Raw genomic sequence first — 19,097 nt, 5'->3', positions numbered from 1 at the left:
GGAGTATATTTTTGATTATGTTACATCAGCTTTGATTCAGGTCAAGGCATTATAAATGTCACAATTTAGAACAAAGGCAAATTAAGTTTTAATAAAGAAATATCGTCATGGGTCGTATAAGATCAAGTTTCATTGGTTAAAACCCGGATTATCAATGTCATTTAGTTAAGCAAAAATGTGTAGTTTGTATGGAAATTAGTTTTAATGGTGCCGCCCAAACGGTTACTGGGAGTAAACATTTGATTACACTATGGGACAATGAAAAAATTTTATTGGACTGTGGTATGTTTCAGGGTATGGGCAAAGATACTTATACATTAAACAAGGAATTTGGATTTGATCCAAAAGATGTCAACCACCTTATTTTGTCTCACGCACATATAGACCACTCTGGTTTGATTCCTAAATTGGTCAAAGATGGTTTTGTTGGAAATATCTATTGTACTCATGCTACTTTTGATTTGTGTAAAATCATGCTTATGGATAGCGCACACATACAAGAAGCGGATGCAAGATTTGTAAATAAAAGGAGAAGAGTCCAAGGCAGGGAAATGATAGAACCTCTTTATGCCAAAGAGGACGTGGTAAATTGCTTACTCCAATTTGTGCCAATAGATTATGATACTCCATTCGAAATTAACGACCATATCAAATTACTTTTTACAGACAATGGTCATATTTTGGGAAGTGCTACTACTAACCTGAGTATTAGGGAAGTAAATGAAACAACTCAACTTGCATATACAGGTGATATAGGAGGGTATAATACTGCCTTACTAAAAAATCCATCTCCATTTCCTCAAGCTGATATTATTATATGTGAAAGTACCTACGGTGATCGTTTGCACAATAAAAGTATTCATCCTGATCAGGAAATTCTTGACGCCATCATTGATACGTGTAAAAACAGAAAAGGAAAAGTAATTATTCCAGCCTTTAGTTTAGGAAGGACACAAGAGATTGTATATGCCTTAAATAAATTGAATTTATATGGATTGCTGCCTGATGTTAAGGTATATGTCGATAGTCCGTTGGCTGTAAACGCTACCAGAATAATGAGAAGCTATGCCAGCAACCTCAACGAAGAAGTGCAGGAATTCATTGAATCAAGACCTGATCCTTTTGGTTTCGATCGGCTCACATACATTACGGATAAGAGAGATTCTCAAAAGCTGAATGATCAGAAAGGGCCATTTATTCTAATATCTTCTTCTGGCATGGCAGAAGCGGGTAGGGTAAAGCACCATATTATGCACAATATCGAGGACGACAGGAATTCTATTTTGATTGTAGGGTATGCAGAACCTCTTTCACTTGCCGGAAAGCTAAGGAATGGAGATAAGATGGTTAAAATATTTGGAGTAGAACATCAGGTCAATGCAAAAGTAAAAGCAATAGATTCTTTAAGTGCTCATGGTGATTATCAGGAAATGATCAAATACCTTTCTTGTCAAAAACCGGAAAAGGTACGTCAGTTTTTTTTGGTGCATGGAGAACACAATGTACAGCAGTCCTTTAAAGCCAAATTGAAAGAAGTCGGATTCAACAATATTAATATCCCTTCCAGGTATTCCGAATACAGCATATGATTAAGGTATCTATTAGCCTTTAAATAGCACACCTAAATCCTGTATTGAACAAAGAGGTGTCAGTAGTGTTTTTTGATCGAAAGGTAGAGATAAAATGGGTATATCTCCTGCTTGATCTATAGATGAATTAGTCATTTTAGGTACTTTTTGTCCTGCTGTAGGGCTTCCCAAGTGTCAGGTAGGTCAATAATTCTATAAAGTTTTTGGGTAATTATAATAAGCATTTCTTCTACTAACTATCAAGTCCCAACAATTCCAAAACTTGCTTTTTATAAGTCCTGCTAATTGGTAACTCAAAACCGTTAATTTTTATTTTTTCTTTTGAAAATGAGTCAATAAAATTCTTGTTGACTATATATGATCTATGAATTCTAATAAAGTGTGAGGGAAGTTCTTTTTGAAGTTTACTGATTTTCTCTTTGGTCATAGTTAAATTGTCCGGTGTATGGATTTTTACATAGTCAGCAAGACTTTCTATATGTGTAATATCATTCAACTGGATCAGTATAGACTCACGGTTGGATTTAACTGTAATTGACAAGTTCTCATTTTTCTTGCTCAAATCAAGTAACTCTTTCTGACTTTGTTGACTGTTCTGAAAAGCACGAAAGGTTCTGATAAAAGCAACGGCAAATACAATTAAGTAAAGTATGGTAGTCATCGGAAAAATGTCCACGGTAAGCGGATTCATTTTATCATATTGATAATTAGCCAACACAATAAATGATAGCACCATGACTAGCATCTCTAGGTAGAGCGAAAATATAAGTGTGTAAAAAAAGTAGAGCGTAAATTTCAAATATTTCTTCTTGATCAGAAACTGAGGTACGAGATAGTAATTGAAAAAATAACTGGTGGCCATTGCTACAGGTAACATGAAAGTAGCAAAGTAGAAAGCCTGACCATAGTCATTGGCAATTCGTCCAAAGTAAATGGTAAGGAACAAAGTGGTCAGTGTCCAAAAAAGAGTATGGGTGAGTATTCTCGTATTCATGGATCAAAAATGTCCATTTTCTTTCCAAAATTAGGCAAAAGTCGATGAAATACAGGTTTTGAAGTGGATACAACATTGCTTCAATCATTTAGTGTTTCAAACTTTGGAAAATTATTTATTCACTAAATTTAAAGATTATGTCAGAGTTATTTGAAATGGGAGGTTCATTCATGGGCTACCTTACTGTTATTTTTATTATCCTAATTGTAGTTTCAATATTTAATGGTTTACCGTTGTTTAAAAAAGGGTTTAATTCTAAAGAAGCAGCAGCTAGAAAAATTAGTTACATAAAGCAAGTAGGCTTGTTTGCTTTGATTGTTGGAATATTGGGTCAAATGATCGGCTTAATGGGAGCTTTTGAAGTAGTTGCAGAGGTAGGTTCAATTAGTCAGGCACTCTTGGCTGGTGGATTAAAAATCAGTTCAATTACTACTATTTATGGTATGCTAATTTACATATTATCATTTTTAATCTGGTTTGGATTGAGTTTCAAAATTAGATAGGGAATACCAGTAATAAAACCTGTAAGGTTCAGTGCATATAATGGTCTTTAGAAAATCATAAAGCACACCTAAATCCTGTATTGAACAAAGAGGTGTCAGTAGTGTTTTTTGATCTGAAAGTAGTAGAGAAACTGGCATCTCCTGCCTGATCATACATAAATGAACCACCTCTGGCACTTTTTATGGATTCGTCTCTTTGTCCTGCTGTAGGACTTCCCGGATATCCTTCATAAGTGTTGGCACACCATTGCCATACATTACCACCCATGTCAGTTAGTCCGGATGGGTGTTCACCAAATGCTCCAACAGGGGAAGTAAACATAAACCCATCAAGGACTTCAGGTTGGGTAACTGATTCCCCTTGCCAAACATTGGCCATATACCTGCCCTTTACTACCAACTGATTGCCCCAGGCATATTTATCGTTAGTATTTTCCCCGTTTTTGGCTGCATATTCCCACTCAAATTCCGTAGGTAATCTTTTTCCTGTCCAGGTAGCATAGGCCTGTGCATCGTTCCAGCTTACGTGTGTCACCGGATGGTTTTCTTCTGCTTTTGGCATTTGAGGTCCAAACGGATATTCCCAATTGGCACCTTTCATCAGGTTCCAGTTTCCCTGCTCGAAATCAAAAACGCCAGAATCTCCAAATTTGTCAGCATCTGTTTTAAAACCTGTAGCTTGAATAAACTTCCTGAAATCACCAACTGTCACCAGATTTTTGTCAAGAAAAAAAGGCTCAATCCTTTTTTCAAAAGGAGGTTGTTCATCGGGAGTGCCGTTTTCAGACCCTATAATAATATTGCCTCCATCAAAATGAATCATACCATCGGTACTTCCTGTTTTGGGCTTTGCCTTTATATTTTCTTTTGAGTCTCCTTGAATTTTTGATTCCTCACTGACTTGTTGTGGTACTTGAGTTGATTCAGTATTTTTTTTATTTTGAGTACAACAAATAAGTGCTCCAAGCATTATAGGTAAGTAGATTCTTTTCATTAATTTGTCTGGTAAAATAAAGTACAAACTTAAAGGATAATATGTAAGATTACCCAGTCTGAAATTTTTTCAAAAAAAAGTAATGTCGGAATGCAAGTTTTGTATTTGAAAAACATCTAAGGAAATATATAACTAAAACTAAATAAAATGAACAGATCAAAGAAAGTGCTTTTTATGGTTCTTGGAATGTTGGCAACTCAATGGGCCATAGCGCAAGGGCCTGGAGGCCAGGGTGGTCAAAGACGTGATCCAGCCGAAATGATAAAAAAAGAAAAGGCGTTGATTACTGATAACATTACTACCCTCAGTGATGATCAGAAAGTAATGGTAGATAAAGTATTTGTAGATTATGAGGCATCAATAAAAAAAGCCAGAGCAGAAAATTCTGGAGATATTCAGGGAATGCGTGAAATCATGCAATCAGTTAGAGCTGAAAAAGATGAGGCCTTAAAAGGAATATTTAATGAGGAACAAAATACACAATACACAGAATTAATGGATAAAGTGAGAGAGGAGCAAAGGAGCCGGAGAGGGAACCGACCAGAAGGAAGGGAATAAAATTTGCCATAAATTAAATTTCATAAAGAAAAAAAACTACTCTTTTTACGGGGGTAGTTTTTTTCTTTATAAATCGTTTGCTTCTTTAAGCAAACCTGCTGATTGGTTAAAAGAATTAGTCGTTGGTAGAAAAATAAATTACCAGGCGCAAGTTTTCCTGACTTTTGACTTCTAAGCACGTAACATAAATAAATTATAATTTTTGCAAGATCAAACATCGAACTTCAAATTTGGATTAGAATTTGATTTTACTTTTGGAATATCAATGTTGACTTTATCAAATTGAAATCCTCTTAAACAGGAATACTTAGATTATGAAAATAAACAAACCCTCTTTTGTTTTATGTACAATTTTAATTTGTACATGTTTTAGTACTCTGATGGCACAGCGCATGAGTCCTGAAGATATGGTGACCCGTGAAAAGCAAAATGTTTATAAAGAATTGACAGATCTTTCTAAGGAACAGAAAGAATTGATGGATGGTATCTATGATGAATTTACTCAGACATTTAAAGAAACAATGGATGAGATGATGAGAACGAGGAGTTTTGACAAGATGAGGACTAAGATGGAAGCTTTGAGAGATGAAAAAGATGGATTGATTGCTGACGTATTAAATGAAAATCAATTTGCCACATATCAAGAGGCAGCTAAGAATAGGAGGGCTGGTGCCCAGGAGGAAGTGAAGTCTGTAGAACCGAGAAAAAAGTGGACTGTTCAGGGAATATTAGCCGACGGTGAAGATGGTTCTGAGATCATTGGTGCAACAATTAAACTGTTAAATATAAGGGATTCTACAAAATCAAAATATGCTGTTTCGGATATACAGGGTGCTTTTGCTATTAAAAATGTTGAAGATGCATTTTACCGTTTGGACATCACCAGCATGGGGTATCACTCTTATACCAAGGTGATAAGAGTGGGATCGGTTGATATGAATCTGGGAAGGATATTTGTGAAGCAGGATTCCAAAATGCTAGAGACCATAGAAGTGAAGGGAGAAGTGATTGCCATGGAAAAGAAAGGCGATACACTTCAGTACAATGCGGATGCTTATAAAGTAAACAACGATGCGAGTACAAAGGATCTCGTAAGCAAAATGCCGGGAATAGTGGTAGATGGAAGTGGTGTTTCAGCCAATGGGGAGACCGTACAGCAGGTGCTATTGGATGGAAAACGATTTTTCGGACAAGATCCATTACTCTCTTTAAATACCATTCCTGCAGAAGTGGTGAAAAATATTCAGGTATTTGATCAGAAAAGTGAGCAGTCTCAGTTTACAGGAATTGATGATGGCAATACCACTAAAACCATGAATGTGGTTACTAAAGAGGGTAAGCGAAATGGGAAGTTTGGTAAAATATATGGTGGATATGGTACCGATGATCATTATCATGCGGGAGTCAATCTAAATTCTTTCGGTAAGGATAGGCGGATAACTTTGATTGGGATGTCCAACAATGTAAACATTCAGAACTTTAGTAGTGAAGACCTTGCCGGAGTTGGAGGAGGAAGTCAGCGAGGTGGTTTTCGTGGAGGTGGAAATGATAATTTTATGACTGGTACTCAGAGTGGTATCACTAAGACCAATTCTTTTGGTGTGAATTTTACAGATAAATTGGGAGAGAAGGCCACACTTGAAAGCAGCTATTTTTTCAATAAAACTGATAACAACAACAACGAATTTACAAATCGTCAATTTGCAGCTGATGGTAGAGACTACTACTCTGCAGAAAATCGTTCAAATGCTGATAACCTCAATCATAGGATGAACATGAGGATAAACTATAATATCAACGAAAATAACAGGTTGGTAATCAGGCCGTCCATTAGTTATCAGGACAACAAAAGTAAAGATTACTCAGATGGAGTTACCCGGGATGAAAATGGTGAGGTAATAAAAGAAACTCAAAACAATTATCAAAGTTTTAATAAAAGCTACAACATAAGTAATGACATAGATTTTCAACATAAATTCGGAAAAATCGGAAGGACACTTTCTTTTGAGTTAAGCAATAGAATACAAGATACTGATCGTAAAAATTATCAGCAGGAATTACTGATAGAATTAGACAATGATTCATTGACCAATTATGAATATTTAACCAAGGAAAAACAGTATTCATACAATGTAGAAGTCACCTACTCAGAACCTGTAGGAGCCAATGGTCAAGTATCGCTTCAACATGAAATAAATTACAATGATCGAACGTCTGATAAGAAGGCTTATATCGTAGATGAAGAGCAGGAAAATAAGACATTTAACTCTGGGCTTTCCAACGAATTTGAAAGTGGTTATACTACCCACAAGACTGAACTGTCTCTCACAAACAGGAGTTTTGGTCAGTTTTTCAGGGCTGAAGTGGCTTTTCAACATGCTATTTTGAACAGTAACCAGTTTTTTCCGGAGACGGGTAGTTTTCAAAGGAAATTTGATAACATTATCCCTTCTCTTATGGGAAGAGTAAACTTCAAAGGAGGTGGAGATATGTTTTTCAGGTATTCCGGAGAGACGGATGCTCCCTCAGTAAGTCAACTTCAAAACGTGGTAGATCGAAGTAATACATTGCTCTGGTCTTTGGGTAATCCTGGACTAAAACAAAGCTATTCTCATTCTTTTTTCATGAGAATGGGAAAATCTAATATTGATAAGAACACATCTATATCAAACTATACCAGAGTAGAAACTACACTCAACTATGTTACCAATGAAACTCAATTTGCTGATGAAGATATGGTAATAGATGGAGTAGAAGTACCCAGAGGAACACAAATCTCACGTCCCATCAATTTGGACGGGTATTGGAATGCTACCAACAGCACTACTTATGGAATGCCGATGACCAAACTGAAGTCAAATATAAATACTACAATTGGTTTGTCTTACAGGCGTCAACCAGGCTTGAACAACGAAGTGGAAAACTTTGCCAGTACTTATTCAGGAAGTGCTAAGTTGTCCTTAGTGAGTAATTTTAGTAAGGATATTGATTTCAATATTTACTATAGTGCCAGTACCAATACGGTTGTGAACTCTGCTGAGGCTAGGAGCAACTCTAATAGCAATTATCTTACCCAGACGCTTGGTGGTAAATTCAATCTTACTTTTTGGAAAGGCCTTGTATTCAGAAGTGACATTTTTTATCAAAAGTACAATGGTGTAAATGATGAGTTTAATACTGCATACACTTTATGGAATTTGAGCATTGCTAAGAAATTCCTCAAAAACAATTTAGGAGAGTTGGAATTGTCAGTATTTGATTTGTTAAAACAAAACAGAAGTATTAGCCAAAGTGTAACTTCTACTTATCTTCAGGAAACAAGAACTCAGGTATTGCAGCAATATTTTATGTTGACATTTAGCTACCAATTAAGAAAATTTAAAGCATCCAAATAGGATTACTCGTTTTTGTTAAAATTGATCGCCAATGATATGTATGTTTCATTGGCGATTCTTTTTGTGGGAGAAATGGATATAATATTGTTGGTTACAGTTGGATAGATGAAATGTAATCATCTACATTTTCTTTTAATATAATATCAATGGGTAAAATGATGTTTTGAAGGCTGTTTTCTTTTTTTACTAAGTGGTTAAACAAACTCATTACACCATGATAACCCTGTTTGGCAGGTCTTTGACTTATTAAGCAGTCTATAAGCCCGTCTTTAAGGTATTTGATATTACTTTTAATTAAGTCATACCCTATTATTTTAATGTCCGGCGCATTTTGATCTTTTAAAAAATCAGCAACGATATGAGCTCTGGAACTTGGCACAAAGACACCCTTTACCTGATGCTCTTCTATGTGTTGTATCAACGGACCTGAACTATTGGATTCTAGCGGCATGTTCAGCTCAAAAACCTTAGATGAGGCTCTATGTTCACCAAGGTAGTCGGAAAAACCTTTGATCCTTTTCTGAATAACCGGAATGATGTCAGACCCACTTTGAATATTGGTAATAAGGATGTTGTCACCAGCGTTTATCAATGAACTCATCAGTCGTCCTGCCACTAGTCCACTGCGTTCAGAATGTTGGCCTACGAAAGCCATTCTTGAAGAACTGGAAACATCCGAATCAATCAATACATATTTGATTCCATGCTGATCCAGTTGAGAAAATATGGTATTTTGATTGCCCATAAACATAGGTGCTGTAATTACTACATCCGGAGCATCAGAGATTAATAGTTTTCCTTTTTTTAAAAAGTCTTCTTCTTTTTTCAGGTCGAAAAAGTAAAACCTGATATTGATGCCATGATCGGAAATTTCATCTATAGCCTGTCGGATTCCTAAAATAGGGTAGTGCCAATAGTCATTGGTATCAGTTGAATCAGGTAAAAATACAGCCAGTTTGTGATTTACTTTTGTGGCTAAAGACCTGGCAATGAGATTCGGTTGATATCCTAGTTTGTCTATCGCTTCATTCACCCGTTCTGCGGTTTTTGCAGAAACTTCGCCTCTGTTGTGGATTACCCTGTCAACTGTTCCAATTGATACATTGGCATGAGCGGCTATATCTTTTACACTAACTTTTTTTATGATTTCTTTCTTTAGTAAGGCAAAAATGTTTCTTTTTTAGCAATATCCAGAGATTTGATTTCTCTAATATTCAAATAAATATGGGCTTTTTTTTGGAACGAAAAAAGTATTTTCATACTTTCGTGTACGTTAACGGAAATTCAACTAGCGTAAATATTAACTTTTCAAGAATCTATATAAATAACAAATGAGTAAGAATTTATTTGACCTTACCGGAAAAGTAGCGGTAATCACTGGCGGTGGTGGAGTATTGGGTGGTAGTATGGCTGTAAGCCTGGCCGAAGCAGGAGTGAAGATTGTAATTTTGGATTTGCATAAAGATGCGGCTGAATCAAGAGCTAAAGAAATCACAGATCAGGGAGGCGAAGCTATTGGTTTGGCTGGAAATGTTTTGGATCAGGATAATTTGGAATTGGTTAAGGAAGATATTCTTAGCAAATGGGGAACAATTGATATTCTCATCAATGCCGCTGGTGGCAACATGCCTGGTGCGACAATTACACCGGAGCAAACCATTTTTGATTTGTCTATTGATGCATTCAGAAAAGTGTCTGACCTGAACCTAAATGGTTCGGTGATCCCATCATTGGTGTTTGGCAAAGTAATGGCCAATCAAGGTACCGGAGTTATCATCAATATTTCATCTATGTCGGTGGCACAGGCAATTACCAGAGTAGCCGGGTATTCTGCTTCCAAAGCAGCTATTGAAAACTTTACGAGATGGATGGCTGTAGAGATGGCTCATAAGTATGGAGAAGGTATTAGAGTGAATGCAATTGCACCCGGATTTTTCATTGGAGAACAAAACAGGGCGTTGCTCACCAATCCTGATGGATCTTATACAGAAAGAGGCAATACTGTAATCAGAAAAACGCCAATGGGAAGATTTGGTGTAGCTGAAGAACTGAATGGTGCTATTCAATACCTGTGTAGCGGAGCTTCAAAATTTGTTACCGGAATTGTAATTCCAATTGATGGAGGATTTAGTGCTTTTAGCGGGGTTTAAATACAAGTTATGAATCTGACTCGTTAGGCTATGGTATTAGCAAGCCAAACGATTTAAATTATTAATTATACAAATAAAGATAAATTACGAAAATGAGTTTACTACATACATGGAGGTGGTACGGGCCTAACGACATGGTATCGTTAGATGATGTGCTACAGGCAGGAGCAAAAGGAATTGTAAATGCACTCCATCATATTCCGGTAGGAGAGGTTTGGTCGGTTGAAGAAATCCAAAAGAGGAAAAGGATCATTGAGTGGGATGAAAAAAAGAATAAAGCAAGAGATCTTAAATGGTCAGTGGTAGAAAGTGTTAATATACATGAGTCGATTAAAAAAGGAAGTGCAGAAAGAGATCAGATGATTGAAAACTATATTCAGACGATCAAAAATCTTTCTGAATGTGGCGTTTATACGGTGTGTTATAATTTCATGCCTATTCTCGATTGGACCAGAACCGACCTGGTGTATGAAGTAGAAGATGGATCAAAAGCACTTCGGTTTGATGCAATCAATTTGGCAGCATTTGATTTATTTATCTTAAAAAGACCGGAAGCAAAAGATGAATATATACCGGAAGTAATTCAAAAAGCTCAGGAAAGGTTTGATTCACTCAATCAGGCTGAAAGAGAACTATTGCAGAAAAATGTACTGGCTGGATTACCAGGCACGACGGATATTATTGAAATAGAGGACTTTAGGAAATTTCTGGCTCAATATGAGCATGTTGATGCTGCTGTTTTAAAAAGTAATCTTAAGTATTTCCTTGAAAGAGTTGTGCCTGAAGCGGAAAAAGCCGGAATAAAGTTATGCTGTCATCCGGATGATCCACCATATCCTATTTTTGGATTGCCAAGGATCATTTCCAATGAAGAGGATTTAACCTATTTGACCAGTTGTGTAGATAGTCCGAGTAATGGGATCACTTTTTGTACAGGGTCTTTAGGTCCGAATGCCTCAAATGACCTCCCCGGAATGATTAAAAAACTAGGGCATAAAATTCATTTTTTGCATTTAAGGAATGTTCAACGTCAGGCTGATGGTAGTTTTTATGAAGCAGATCATCTTACTGGAAGCACAGACATGTATGCTGTGATGCTTGCTTTGGTCAAAGAGGTAAAAAAGAGAAAAGAGAGTGGGAGAGATGATTTTGCCATTCCTATGCGTCCCGATCATGGACATCAGATGCTAGATGACCTTAAAAAGCATGTTCCATTTGCCGGTTATTCAGCCATTGGACGGTTGAGAGGATTAGCCGAATTAAGAGGTTTGGAATTAGGTATTTCAAGAACCCTGGAAAGCATATAAATAATAGAAAAAAGAAATTAAACACAAATACTATATACACGATGAAGAGAATTCAAATTATCGCTATCATTTTGTCATTGACCTTTTCCGGTTTTGCTCAAAAGAAGCAATCTGATGGGTGGACAAACCTTTTTAATGGAAAGAATTTTAAAGGATGGAAAGTTCTGAACGGGACGGCTAAATACACCATTGATAATGGTGAAATTGTGGGAACCAGTGAAGTAGGAACCCCCAATACATTCTTGACTACTAAGGAGTATTATGGTGATTTCATATTGGAATATGAAATGAAAATGGAGCAAGGGCTAAACTCTGGTGTTCAGATTAGAAGCAATAGTATCCCTGAGTATAAAGAAGGTAAGGTACATGGATACCAGGTTGAATGTGATGGGTCTGACAGGGCTTGGTCTGCCGGAATCTATGATGAAGGAAGAAGAGGTTGGTTGTATCCTTTGGAATACAATCAGGAAGCAAGGAAAGCATTTAAAAAAGGAGAGTGGAATAAGTATAGAATAGAAGCGGTTGGTAGCTCTATCAGAACATGGTTGAATGGAATCCCATGCGCTAACTTAGTTGATGACCTTACAGCCAAAGGATTTATAGGTTTACAGGTTCATGGAATTGGTGATCATAAAGAGCAGGCAGGGAAAACAATTCGCTGGAAAAATGTAAGAATTATGACAGAAGATTTGGAGAAAAACCGCACTCCAATGAAGGGTGTAAAAGAGGTGAGCTACCTTACCAATCAATTGACGGATACAGAAAAATCTGAGGGATGGAAACTACTTTGGGATGGGAAAAGCTCAGCAGGATGGAGAGGTGCTAAATTGGAAAATTTCCCGGAAAAAGGGTGGGAGATTAAAGATGGTGTGTTAAGTGTACTATCTTCAGATGGTGCTGAATCCAGAAATGGAGGTGATATTGTAACAATAGATGAGTATGAAAATTTTGTTTTAGAAGTAGATTTTAACTTGACGGAAGGTGCTAACAGTGGTATCAAATATTTTGTTCAAACAGATCTAAACAAAGGAGTAGGATCAGCTATTGGGTGTGAATTTCAGATTCTGGACGACAAAAAACACCCTGATGCTAAAAAGGGGGTATTGGGCAACCGTACATTGGCTTCATTATATGATTTGATTCCGGCAAATGGCACCTTTTACGATGCAAGCAAGAGAGAGAAGCGGTTTAACGGAATAGGAAGTTGGAACCGGGCACGGGTAGAAGTGAGAGGAAATGTGGTAACACATTATTTAAACGGTATTAAAGTAGTGGAATATGAGAGGAATACCCTACAGTGGCAGGCATTGGTAAATTATAGTAAATACCAACAATGGCCAAACTTCGGAAACTTCAAAAAAGGACATATTTTGCTGCAAGATCACGGCGACAAAGTGTCTTTTAAGAATATTAAAATTATGGAGCTGTAAATCATATTCACTCACAAAAAAACAAATCATGAAAAAAGACACATCAAGAAGAGACTTTTTGAAGAAAGCAACTGTAAGTGCCATGGCAGGTGCTGCAGGAATGGCGTTTGCAGGCTCAGCCAATGCAATGTCGGCTAAAAGTTACGGAAAAGTAAAGGGTGCTAATGACAGACTCTTTCTGGCTATACAAGGATTAGGCAGGCGTTATGGAGCTTATATAGAGCCTGTCGCATTGAAAGAAAACAATGTGGAATTACTTTATTTATGTGATGTAATGAAAAGTCAGCGTGATAAAGCTGCTGCCAAATTTGCTAAATCCATAAAAAATAAACCTGTTCTTGAGAACGATATCAGAAAAGTATTTGATGATCAAAAAGTAGATGCCATCTTTATGGCTACTCCGGATCACTGGCATACGCCTGGTGCGTGTATGGGTATGGAGGCAGGAAAACATATTTATCTTGAAAAACCATGTAGCCACAATCCAAAAGAAGGAGAACTGGTAGTTGGTTTTCAGCAGAAATACAATAAAGTGGTACAAATGGGAAATCAGCAGCGTTCTTCTCCTGAATCTATTGATATCATCAAACAAATTCACAATGGTGTAATAGGAAAAACTTATAAAGCTATTGCTTTTTATACCAATGACAGAGGAGAAGTTCCGGTTGCGAAGAAAGCCGCACCACCCGAAGGATTGGATTGGGAATTATTTCAGGGTCCTGCACCAAGGAAGCAGTACATGCATGATACCTGGGATTATAACTGGCACTGGTATGGATGGGACTATGGTACTGCCGAGATGGGAAACAATGCCACTCATGAGTTGGACATAGCAAGATGGGCTCTGGATGTAAAGTATCCTGAAAAAGTAGATGTAGTATCCGGCAAATTCCAATATGTAAATGATGGCTGGACTATGTATGACACTATGGAAGCAACATTTCGTTTTGCTGACAACAGAGTGATCAAATGGGATGGGCAGAGCCGTAATAAATACAATATTTATGGATCTGGGCGTGGTACAATAATATATGGATCAGAAGGGTCTGTATATGTTGATCGTGGAGGCTATAGATTGTATAATTTAAAAGGAGAGTTGCTGAAAGATAGCAAAGCGGCTGGAAATGAAGCAGGTACCGCTCTTGGTGGTGGTGGAGACATGACGACCAAGCATGCTTCCAACTTCTTTAACACTATTCGTGGAAAAGAGACCTTGACCTCACCAATCGAACAAGGAGTAGTAAGTCAGTTGTTGACGCATTATGCGAATATTTCTCATCGAATTGGAAAACCATTTGAGATAGATGAGAATACGGGTAGAATTTACGACCGTGATGCCATGAAGCTTTGGGGACGTGAGTACGAGCCGGGTTGGGAGCCAAAGTTGTAATTTGTTACAATTGAATTATTAGATTTGTCAACAGTCAATGGTTAAAGATTACTTTCCTTATTGACTGTTGATTATTACTATGGACTTTCACTATTAGATCAATCGATGACCTTTATCAACGACCACTTTTTATTGCAATCGAAAACCGCAGAGCAACTGTATTTTGATTATGCAAAAGACCAACCCATTATAGACTATCACAATCACTTATCTACTAAGGATATAGCTGAAAACAGGAAATTTGAAACGCTTACTGATGCATGGTTAGAAGGAGACCATTACAAATGGCGGGCGATGCGTGCCAACGGTATCAATGAAAAATACGTGACAGGAAATGCTTCTAAAGTTGAGAAATTCAATAAATGGGCAGAGACAGTTCCATTTACCTTAAGAAACCCCTTATATCATTGGACTCATCTGGAACTGAAGAGGTATTTTGGGATTGACGAATTGCTGAATAGAGCATCAGCAGAACGAGTGTTTGAAATGAGCAATGACAAATTGCAGCAAGCTGGTTGCTATGATTTGCTGGATCAAATGCAGGTGAAAGTTGCTTGTTCGACTGATGATCCAATAGATGACTTATCATATCACAAACAAATTAAAACTGCAGCAAAAGGCATCAAAGTATTGCCTACCTTCAGACCGGACAAATGTCTGGCATTGGAAGATATTACATCTTACAATACCTATATTGATAAGTTGGGAAATGCGGCTTCTATTGACATAAAATCTCTTGACGATCTGATTGAGGCACTTCATAGCCGTATGGAGTATTTCACTTCATTGGGTTGTAAACTGTCAGATCATGGACTGAACAGGATTCCTTATCAGAAAGCCGAACTTTCTACTACCGAATCGAATTTCAAAAAAGTAAGAAGTGGTAAAAGCCTCAATGCTGATGAAATAGAACAAGTACAGACTTACATCCTGATAGAATTGGGAAAAGGCTATTACAAGCAAGGATGGACGATGCAGTTTCATTTGGGAGCATTGCGAAACAACAATGAAAGGGCATTAAGAGAATTGGGGCCAGATACAGGATATGATTCTATGGGTGATTTTAATCAGGCTCAATCTTTATCCAATTTTCTAAATACTTTGGACAATACCAATCAACTAAGTCAAACCATTTTATACAATTTGAATCCTCGAGACAATGATTTACTGGCAACAATGGCTGGTAATTTCAACGACGGACTTACGCCTGGTAAAATTCAATTTGGAACAGGGTGGTGGTTTTTGGATCAAAAGGATGGTATGGAACGTCAGATGAATTCTTTATCAAATATGGGCTTACTTAGCAGATTTGTTGGTATGCTTACGGATAGTAGAAGTTTCCTTTCTTTTCCCCGGCATGAGTATTTCAGAAGAATCTTGTGTAATCTATTGGGTGATGATGTGGAGAAGGGATTGATCCCAAATGATATGGATTTGCTGGGACAGATGGTTGAAGATATATCTTATAACAATGCAAACAAGTACTTTAATTTCGACTAATACAGGCCAAATGTAATGATTTCACTTGGTCAAACGCATTTAAAAATAAAACACCTTACCGCACTTGTTGCGGTATCTGTTAGAGTTATAGTTAACCCTAACAGACCCCTGAACAATCTAGGAGCAGTAGAAATTTTAAATGCGGTTGCCCTAATAGTTACACTTGTTAGGTTAGAAAATATTTTGATTTATATTTGAAAGAATTGAATCATAAATAAGGTTAAATTTTTATAAAACTATAAATGCTACATCACTATAAATCATCGTTTTTGGTGAAAAACTTTCTTTTGGCTCTCTGTTTGATTTCAGGTTTGTTGCTAAACTCCTGTAATCAAACTTCGAAAACAAAAACACTTTTTTTAGCACACAGCTTGCCACAAACTCACCCTGTACATAAGGGAATTGTTTTTTTTCAAAATGAGTTGGATAGAATTTCTGACGGTAAGTTGAAAATCAAAATATTTCCCGATGGCCAGTTGGGCAGTGAGAGAGAGGTTTTGGAGCTGTTGCAAATTGGAAGTATTGCTATCACCAAAGTAAGTGCTGCTGTTATGGCCAATTTCTCTCCTGAATACGAGGTGCTTGGAGTTCCTTATTTATTCAGAGATAAAAAACATCTTTTTGATGTTTTAGAAGGAGATGTTGGAGAAGAAATGATGGAAGGGAGCAGTGATTTTTTATTGAAAGGATTGTGTTTTTATGATGCCGGAAGCAGAAGTTTTTATACTAAAACAAAACCAATACATACTCCTGCTGATTTAAAAGGACTGAAGATAAGAGTAATGAACCACCAGATGTCGATTGACATGGTAAATAATTTTGGTGGTTCTGCTACGCCTATGGCTTATGGAGAGCTATACACTGCATTACAGCAGGGTGTTGTCGATGGGGCTGAAAACAATCCGCCATCTTTTGTTTCTTCCAATCATTATGAGGTTTGTAAGTACTACACCATAGACGAGCACAGCAACATTCCTGATGTGATGGTAATTAGTACCAAATTTTGGAGCACCTTGTCACCACAGGAGCAGCAATGGGTAAGCCAGGCCGCTAAAGCATCTGTGGTTGCTCAAAAGAAATACTGGGCAGAGTCTGTCGAAGAATGTTTTGCCCTTTTGAAGAAAAACAATGTCGAAGTAATTTATCCTGATAAATCACTATTTCAGAAAGAATCTCAATCGTTGATTGATGAATTTTCGAAAGACGAAAAAATGAAAATCTTAGTCGATAAAATTAAGTCTTATTAATTTGGAAACATTAGAGCGCATTTATAATAGCATAAATAAGGTTATTGAGAAAACCTTGATTGTCATCTTTTCCTTGTTGGTGATAGATGTACTTGGTCAGGTTTTTTCCAGATATGTACTGTCCAATTCTCCTTCTTTTACCGAAGAGTTTGCCCGGTTTTCTTTGATCTGGCTTAGTATTTTGGGTATGGCTTACCTCAATGGACAAAAGGCACATTTGACTATGGATTATTTATACCAGAAATTCTCTAAAGAGAAGCAGAAAAAAGTATCAATTGTCATTGAATGCCTGATTATGTTATTTGCACTTGTAGTATTGATAGTAGGAGGTGGAAACCTGGTTTACATCACGCTTTCTTTGGGACAGATTTCATCTGCCCTGCATGTGCATTTGGGCTATGTGTATGCCATTGTGCCCATCAGTGGTGTATTGATCATTTTCTATTCTATTTACAACATACTCAAAGAAAGAACTTAAGATGGATATTGAAATCATTAGCATAATATTATTGTTTGTTACGTTTTTTGGTCTTCTTGGTCTGGGAGTGCCAGTGGTATATAGTATAGGAATTTCCACCACATTGACATTACTGCTCAACGTAAACAACCTACCGGCTATTACCACGGTAAGCCAAAGAATGACAACTGGTATCGATAGTTTTTCTTTGCTGGCAATACCATTTTTCGTGCTTGCAGGAGAGTTGATGAAGCAGGGAGGAATTGCCAATCGACTGATAAATCTTGCCAATTCACTGATCGGAAGGCTTCCGGGAGGATTGGCTTATGTGAATGTACTTGCAGCGATGCTATTTGGTGCGGTATCAGGATCTGCTGTGGCAGCAGCTTCAGCCATTGGCAGTATCATGACCGACAGGATGGAGGATGAAGGCTACCCAAGGACGATGAGTGCTTCCATCAACATTACCTCATCTACAACCGGATTACTGATTCCACCAAGTAATATTTTGATAGTTTATGCATTGGCTAGTGGAGGTACGGCTTCAGTTGCGGCACTTTTTATAGCAGGTTATTTACCAGGTGTTTTGGTAGGCCTGGCTCTTATGCTTACTGCAGGGTATATGGTTTTTAAGAAAAAATTACCAAGAGGAGAAAAGGTTTCTTTGTCTGATACCTTTAAGTATTTGAAAAATGCATTTTTTAGTTTGATGTTGTTGGTAGTGGTAGTGGGTGGCATTGTAGCTGGTATTTTTACAGCTACAGAAGCGGCTGCCATAGCAGTTTTTTATGCTGCAGTACTGGCTTTTATTTACAAAGCCATAACCATTAAGGATTTGCCTTCTATCATGTTGAACAGTGCTAAGACTACAGCACTTGTAATGGCGGTCATTAGTACATCTATGGCCATGTCCTGGTTGTTTTCATTCATTAGTATTCCACAGATGATCACCGGATTTATGTTAGAGAATTTCAGCAACCCAGTTGTTATATTTTTGATTATCAACCTTACATTGTTGGTAATCGGCACATTTATGGATATATCACCAGCTGTCCTGATCTTTACACCGATATTTTTACCAGTGGTAACGGCATTGGGTATGGATCCTGTTCACTTTGGGATAGTATTGGTGCTTAACCTTTGCATAGGGATCTGCACGCCACCTGTAGGCACACTGTTGTTCGTAGGGAGTGGCGTGGCAAAAGTGAGTGTTACCAAAGTGATTGTTCCATTAATTCCGTATCTGTTTGCCATGTTTGTGGTACTGATGCTGATCACTTATATACCCTGGATTTCTCTTTGGTTGCCTGGTGTTTTTGGATTGTAGTTTTTGTGTAGTCAAATCAATATACCTGCACAGGCATAATTATTTTAGTCATGCGCAAATCAACCCTTGGTCATTTCAATAAGTTTTGTACTTCATTTTGGAAGGATGCAGGACTTTGTTGAACGAACCTCCTTCGTCGGAAGCCCTTCGGGGAATGCCAAAGAACTTCTAACTTCGGAGTTCACAAAATAAGAATTGAAGTTATGAAAAAAAAGTAAAACAATCATTGAAAAAGCATGTGAACAAGTACCTAATT

Annotated in this window: 15 protein-coding genes; 12 read left to right on the top strand and 3 right to left on the bottom strand. The window is 37.3% G+C overall.

The window, feature by feature from the left end:
- The first annotated feature begins 188 nt into the window (after positions 1-188).
- Positions 189-1,589, top strand: a complete 1,401-nt coding sequence (locus AAOP42_RS02760) for an MBL fold metallo-hydrolase RNA specificity domain-containing protein (protein ID WP_349526929.1) — start codon at positions 189-191, stop codon at positions 1,587-1,589.
- A 232-nt stretch (positions 1,590-1,821) separates the two neighbouring features.
- Here AAOP42_RS02760 and AAOP42_RS02755 read toward each other — a convergent pair whose 3' ends face one another.
- Positions 1,822-2,583: a LytR/AlgR family response regulator transcription factor gene (locus tag AAOP42_RS02755; protein WP_349526928.1), complete on the bottom strand. Its 762-nt coding sequence runs from the start codon at positions 2,581-2,583 to the stop codon at positions 1,822-1,824.
- A gap of 137 nt (positions 2,584-2,720) precedes the next feature.
- On the opposite strand from AAOP42_RS02755, the gene AAOP42_RS02750 reads away from it, so the two are divergent.
- Entirely contained in the window at positions 2,721-3,086 is a 366-nt protein-coding gene (locus AAOP42_RS02750) for a MotA/TolQ/ExbB proton channel family protein (RefSeq protein WP_349526927.1), read from the top strand.
- A gap of 55 nt (positions 3,087-3,141) precedes the next feature.
- Here the strand turns inward: AAOP42_RS02750 and AAOP42_RS02745 are convergent, their stop codons facing one another.
- Positions 3,142-4,080, bottom strand: coding sequence for a formylglycine-generating enzyme family protein (locus AAOP42_RS02745; RefSeq protein ID WP_349526926.1), 939 nt, complete (start codon positions 4,078-4,080; stop codon positions 3,142-3,144).
- 147 nt (positions 4,081-4,227) lie between these two features.
- Between AAOP42_RS02745 and AAOP42_RS02740 the strand changes: the two genes are divergently transcribed.
- Both AAOP42_RS02740 and AAOP42_RS02735 read left to right on the top strand, forming a co-directional pair.
- Positions 4,228-4,638, top strand: a complete 411-nt coding sequence (locus tag AAOP42_RS02740; RefSeq protein WP_349526925.1) for a hypothetical protein — start codon at positions 4,228-4,230, stop codon at positions 4,636-4,638.
- A 392-nt stretch (positions 4,639-5,030) separates the two neighbouring features.
- Entirely contained in the window at positions 5,031-8,033 is a 3,003-nt protein-coding gene (locus tag AAOP42_RS02735) for an outer membrane beta-barrel protein (RefSeq protein WP_349526924.1), read from the top strand.
- Between the two features lie 91 nt (positions 8,034-8,124).
- Here AAOP42_RS02735 and AAOP42_RS02730 read toward each other — a convergent pair whose 3' ends face one another.
- Entirely contained in the window at positions 8,125-9,153 is a 1,029-nt protein-coding gene (locus AAOP42_RS02730) for a LacI family DNA-binding transcriptional regulator (protein ID WP_349526944.1), read from the bottom strand.
- Positions 9,154-9,364: 211 nt separating this feature from the next.
- On the opposite strand from AAOP42_RS02730, the gene AAOP42_RS02725 reads away from it, so the two are divergent.
- The 8 genes from AAOP42_RS02725 to AAOP42_RS02690 all read left to right on the top strand — a co-directional run bounded on the left by AAOP42_RS02725 (position 9,365) and on the right by AAOP42_RS02690 (position 18,841).
- Positions 9,365-10,183: an SDR family oxidoreductase gene (locus AAOP42_RS02725; protein WP_349526923.1), complete on the top strand. Its 819-nt coding sequence runs from the start codon at positions 9,365-9,367 to the stop codon at positions 10,181-10,183.
- A gap of 92 nt (positions 10,184-10,275) precedes the next feature.
- Entirely contained in the window at positions 10,276-11,490 is a 1,215-nt protein-coding gene (gene uxuA / locus AAOP42_RS02720; protein WP_349526922.1) for a mannonate dehydratase, read from the top strand.
- 41 nt (positions 11,491-11,531) lie between these two features.
- Positions 11,532-12,920, top strand: a complete 1,389-nt coding sequence (locus AAOP42_RS02715) for a 3-keto-disaccharide hydrolase (protein ID WP_349526921.1) — start codon at positions 11,532-11,534, stop codon at positions 12,918-12,920.
- A gap of 28 nt (positions 12,921-12,948) precedes the next feature.
- Complete coding sequence (locus AAOP42_RS02710) at positions 12,949-14,310, top strand: Gfo/Idh/MocA family protein (RefSeq protein WP_349526920.1); 1,362 nt, start codon at positions 12,949-12,951, stop codon at positions 14,308-14,310.
- 105 nt (positions 14,311-14,415) lie between these two features.
- Entirely contained in the window at positions 14,416-15,810 is a 1,395-nt protein-coding gene (uxaC, locus tag AAOP42_RS02705; protein ID WP_349526943.1) for a glucuronate isomerase, read from the top strand.
- Positions 15,811-16,052: 242 nt separating this feature from the next.
- Positions 16,053-17,057, top strand: coding sequence for a TRAP transporter substrate-binding protein (locus AAOP42_RS02700; RefSeq protein WP_349526919.1), 1,005 nt, complete (start codon positions 16,053-16,055; stop codon positions 17,055-17,057).
- A 1-nt stretch (position 17,058) separates the two neighbouring features.
- The gene (locus AAOP42_RS02695; protein WP_349526918.1) at positions 17,059-17,535 is read left to right on the top strand and encodes a TRAP transporter small permease; all 477 of its coding nucleotides are present in this window, start codon (positions 17,059-17,061) and stop codon (positions 17,533-17,535) included.
- 7 nt (positions 17,536-17,542) lie between these two features.
- Positions 17,543-18,841: a TRAP transporter large permease gene (locus AAOP42_RS02690; RefSeq protein ID WP_502947642.1), complete on the top strand. Its 1,299-nt coding sequence runs from the start codon at positions 17,543-17,545 to the stop codon at positions 18,839-18,841.
- The last annotated feature ends 256 nt before the right edge of the window (positions 18,842-19,097 follow it).

The organism is Reichenbachiella sp. MALMAid0571, assembly GCF_040151475.1.
Lineage (GTDB): Bacteria > Bacteroidota > Bacteroidia > Cytophagales > Cyclobacteriaceae > CAXBNB01.
Note: the sequence above shows the minus strand (reverse complement) of the source record. Positions and strands in the feature narration are given on the sequence as shown.

Bases quoted from the DNA above. Each gene is read 5' to 3' on its own strand.
- AAOP42_RS02710 (WP_349526920.1), top strand. From the start codon at position 12,949: ATGAAAAAAGACACATCAAGAAGAGACTTTTTGAAGAAAGCAACTGTA.
- AAOP42_RS02700 (WP_349526919.1), top strand. From the start codon at position 16,053: ATGCTACATCACTATAAATCATCGTTTTTGGTGAAAAACTTTCTTTTG.
- AAOP42_RS02740 (WP_349526925.1), top strand. From the start codon at position 4,228: ATGAACAGATCAAAGAAAGTGCTTTTTATGGTTCTTGGAATGTTGGCA.
- AAOP42_RS02735 (WP_349526924.1), top strand. From the start codon at position 5,031: ATGAGTCCTGAAGATATGGTGACCCGTGAAAAGCAAAATGTTTATAAA.
- AAOP42_RS02755 (WP_349526928.1), bottom strand. From the start codon at position 2,583: ATGAATACGAGAATACTCACCCATACTCTTTTTTGGACACTGACCACT.
- uxaC (WP_349526943.1), top strand. From the start codon at position 14,416: ATGACCTTTATCAACGACCACTTTTTATTGCAATCGAAAACCGCAGAG.
- uxuA (WP_349526922.1), top strand. From the start codon at position 10,276: ATGAGTTTACTACATACATGGAGGTGGTACGGGCCTAACGACATGGTA.
- AAOP42_RS02715 (WP_349526921.1), top strand. From the start codon at position 11,532: ATGAAGAGAATTCAAATTATCGCTATCATTTTGTCATTGACCTTTTCC.
- AAOP42_RS02760 (WP_349526929.1), top strand. From the start codon at position 189: ATGGAAATTAGTTTTAATGGTGCCGCCCAAACGGTTACTGGGAGTAAA.
- AAOP42_RS02745 (WP_349526926.1), bottom strand. From the start codon at position 4,080: ATGAAAAGAATCTACTTACCTATAATGCTTGGAGCACTTATTTGTTGT.
- AAOP42_RS02750 (WP_349526927.1), top strand. From the start codon at position 2,721: ATGTCAGAGTTATTTGAAATGGGAGGTTCATTCATGGGCTACCTTACT.
- AAOP42_RS02725 (WP_349526923.1), top strand. From the start codon at position 9,365: ATGAGTAAGAATTTATTTGACCTTACCGGAAAAGTAGCGGTAATCACT.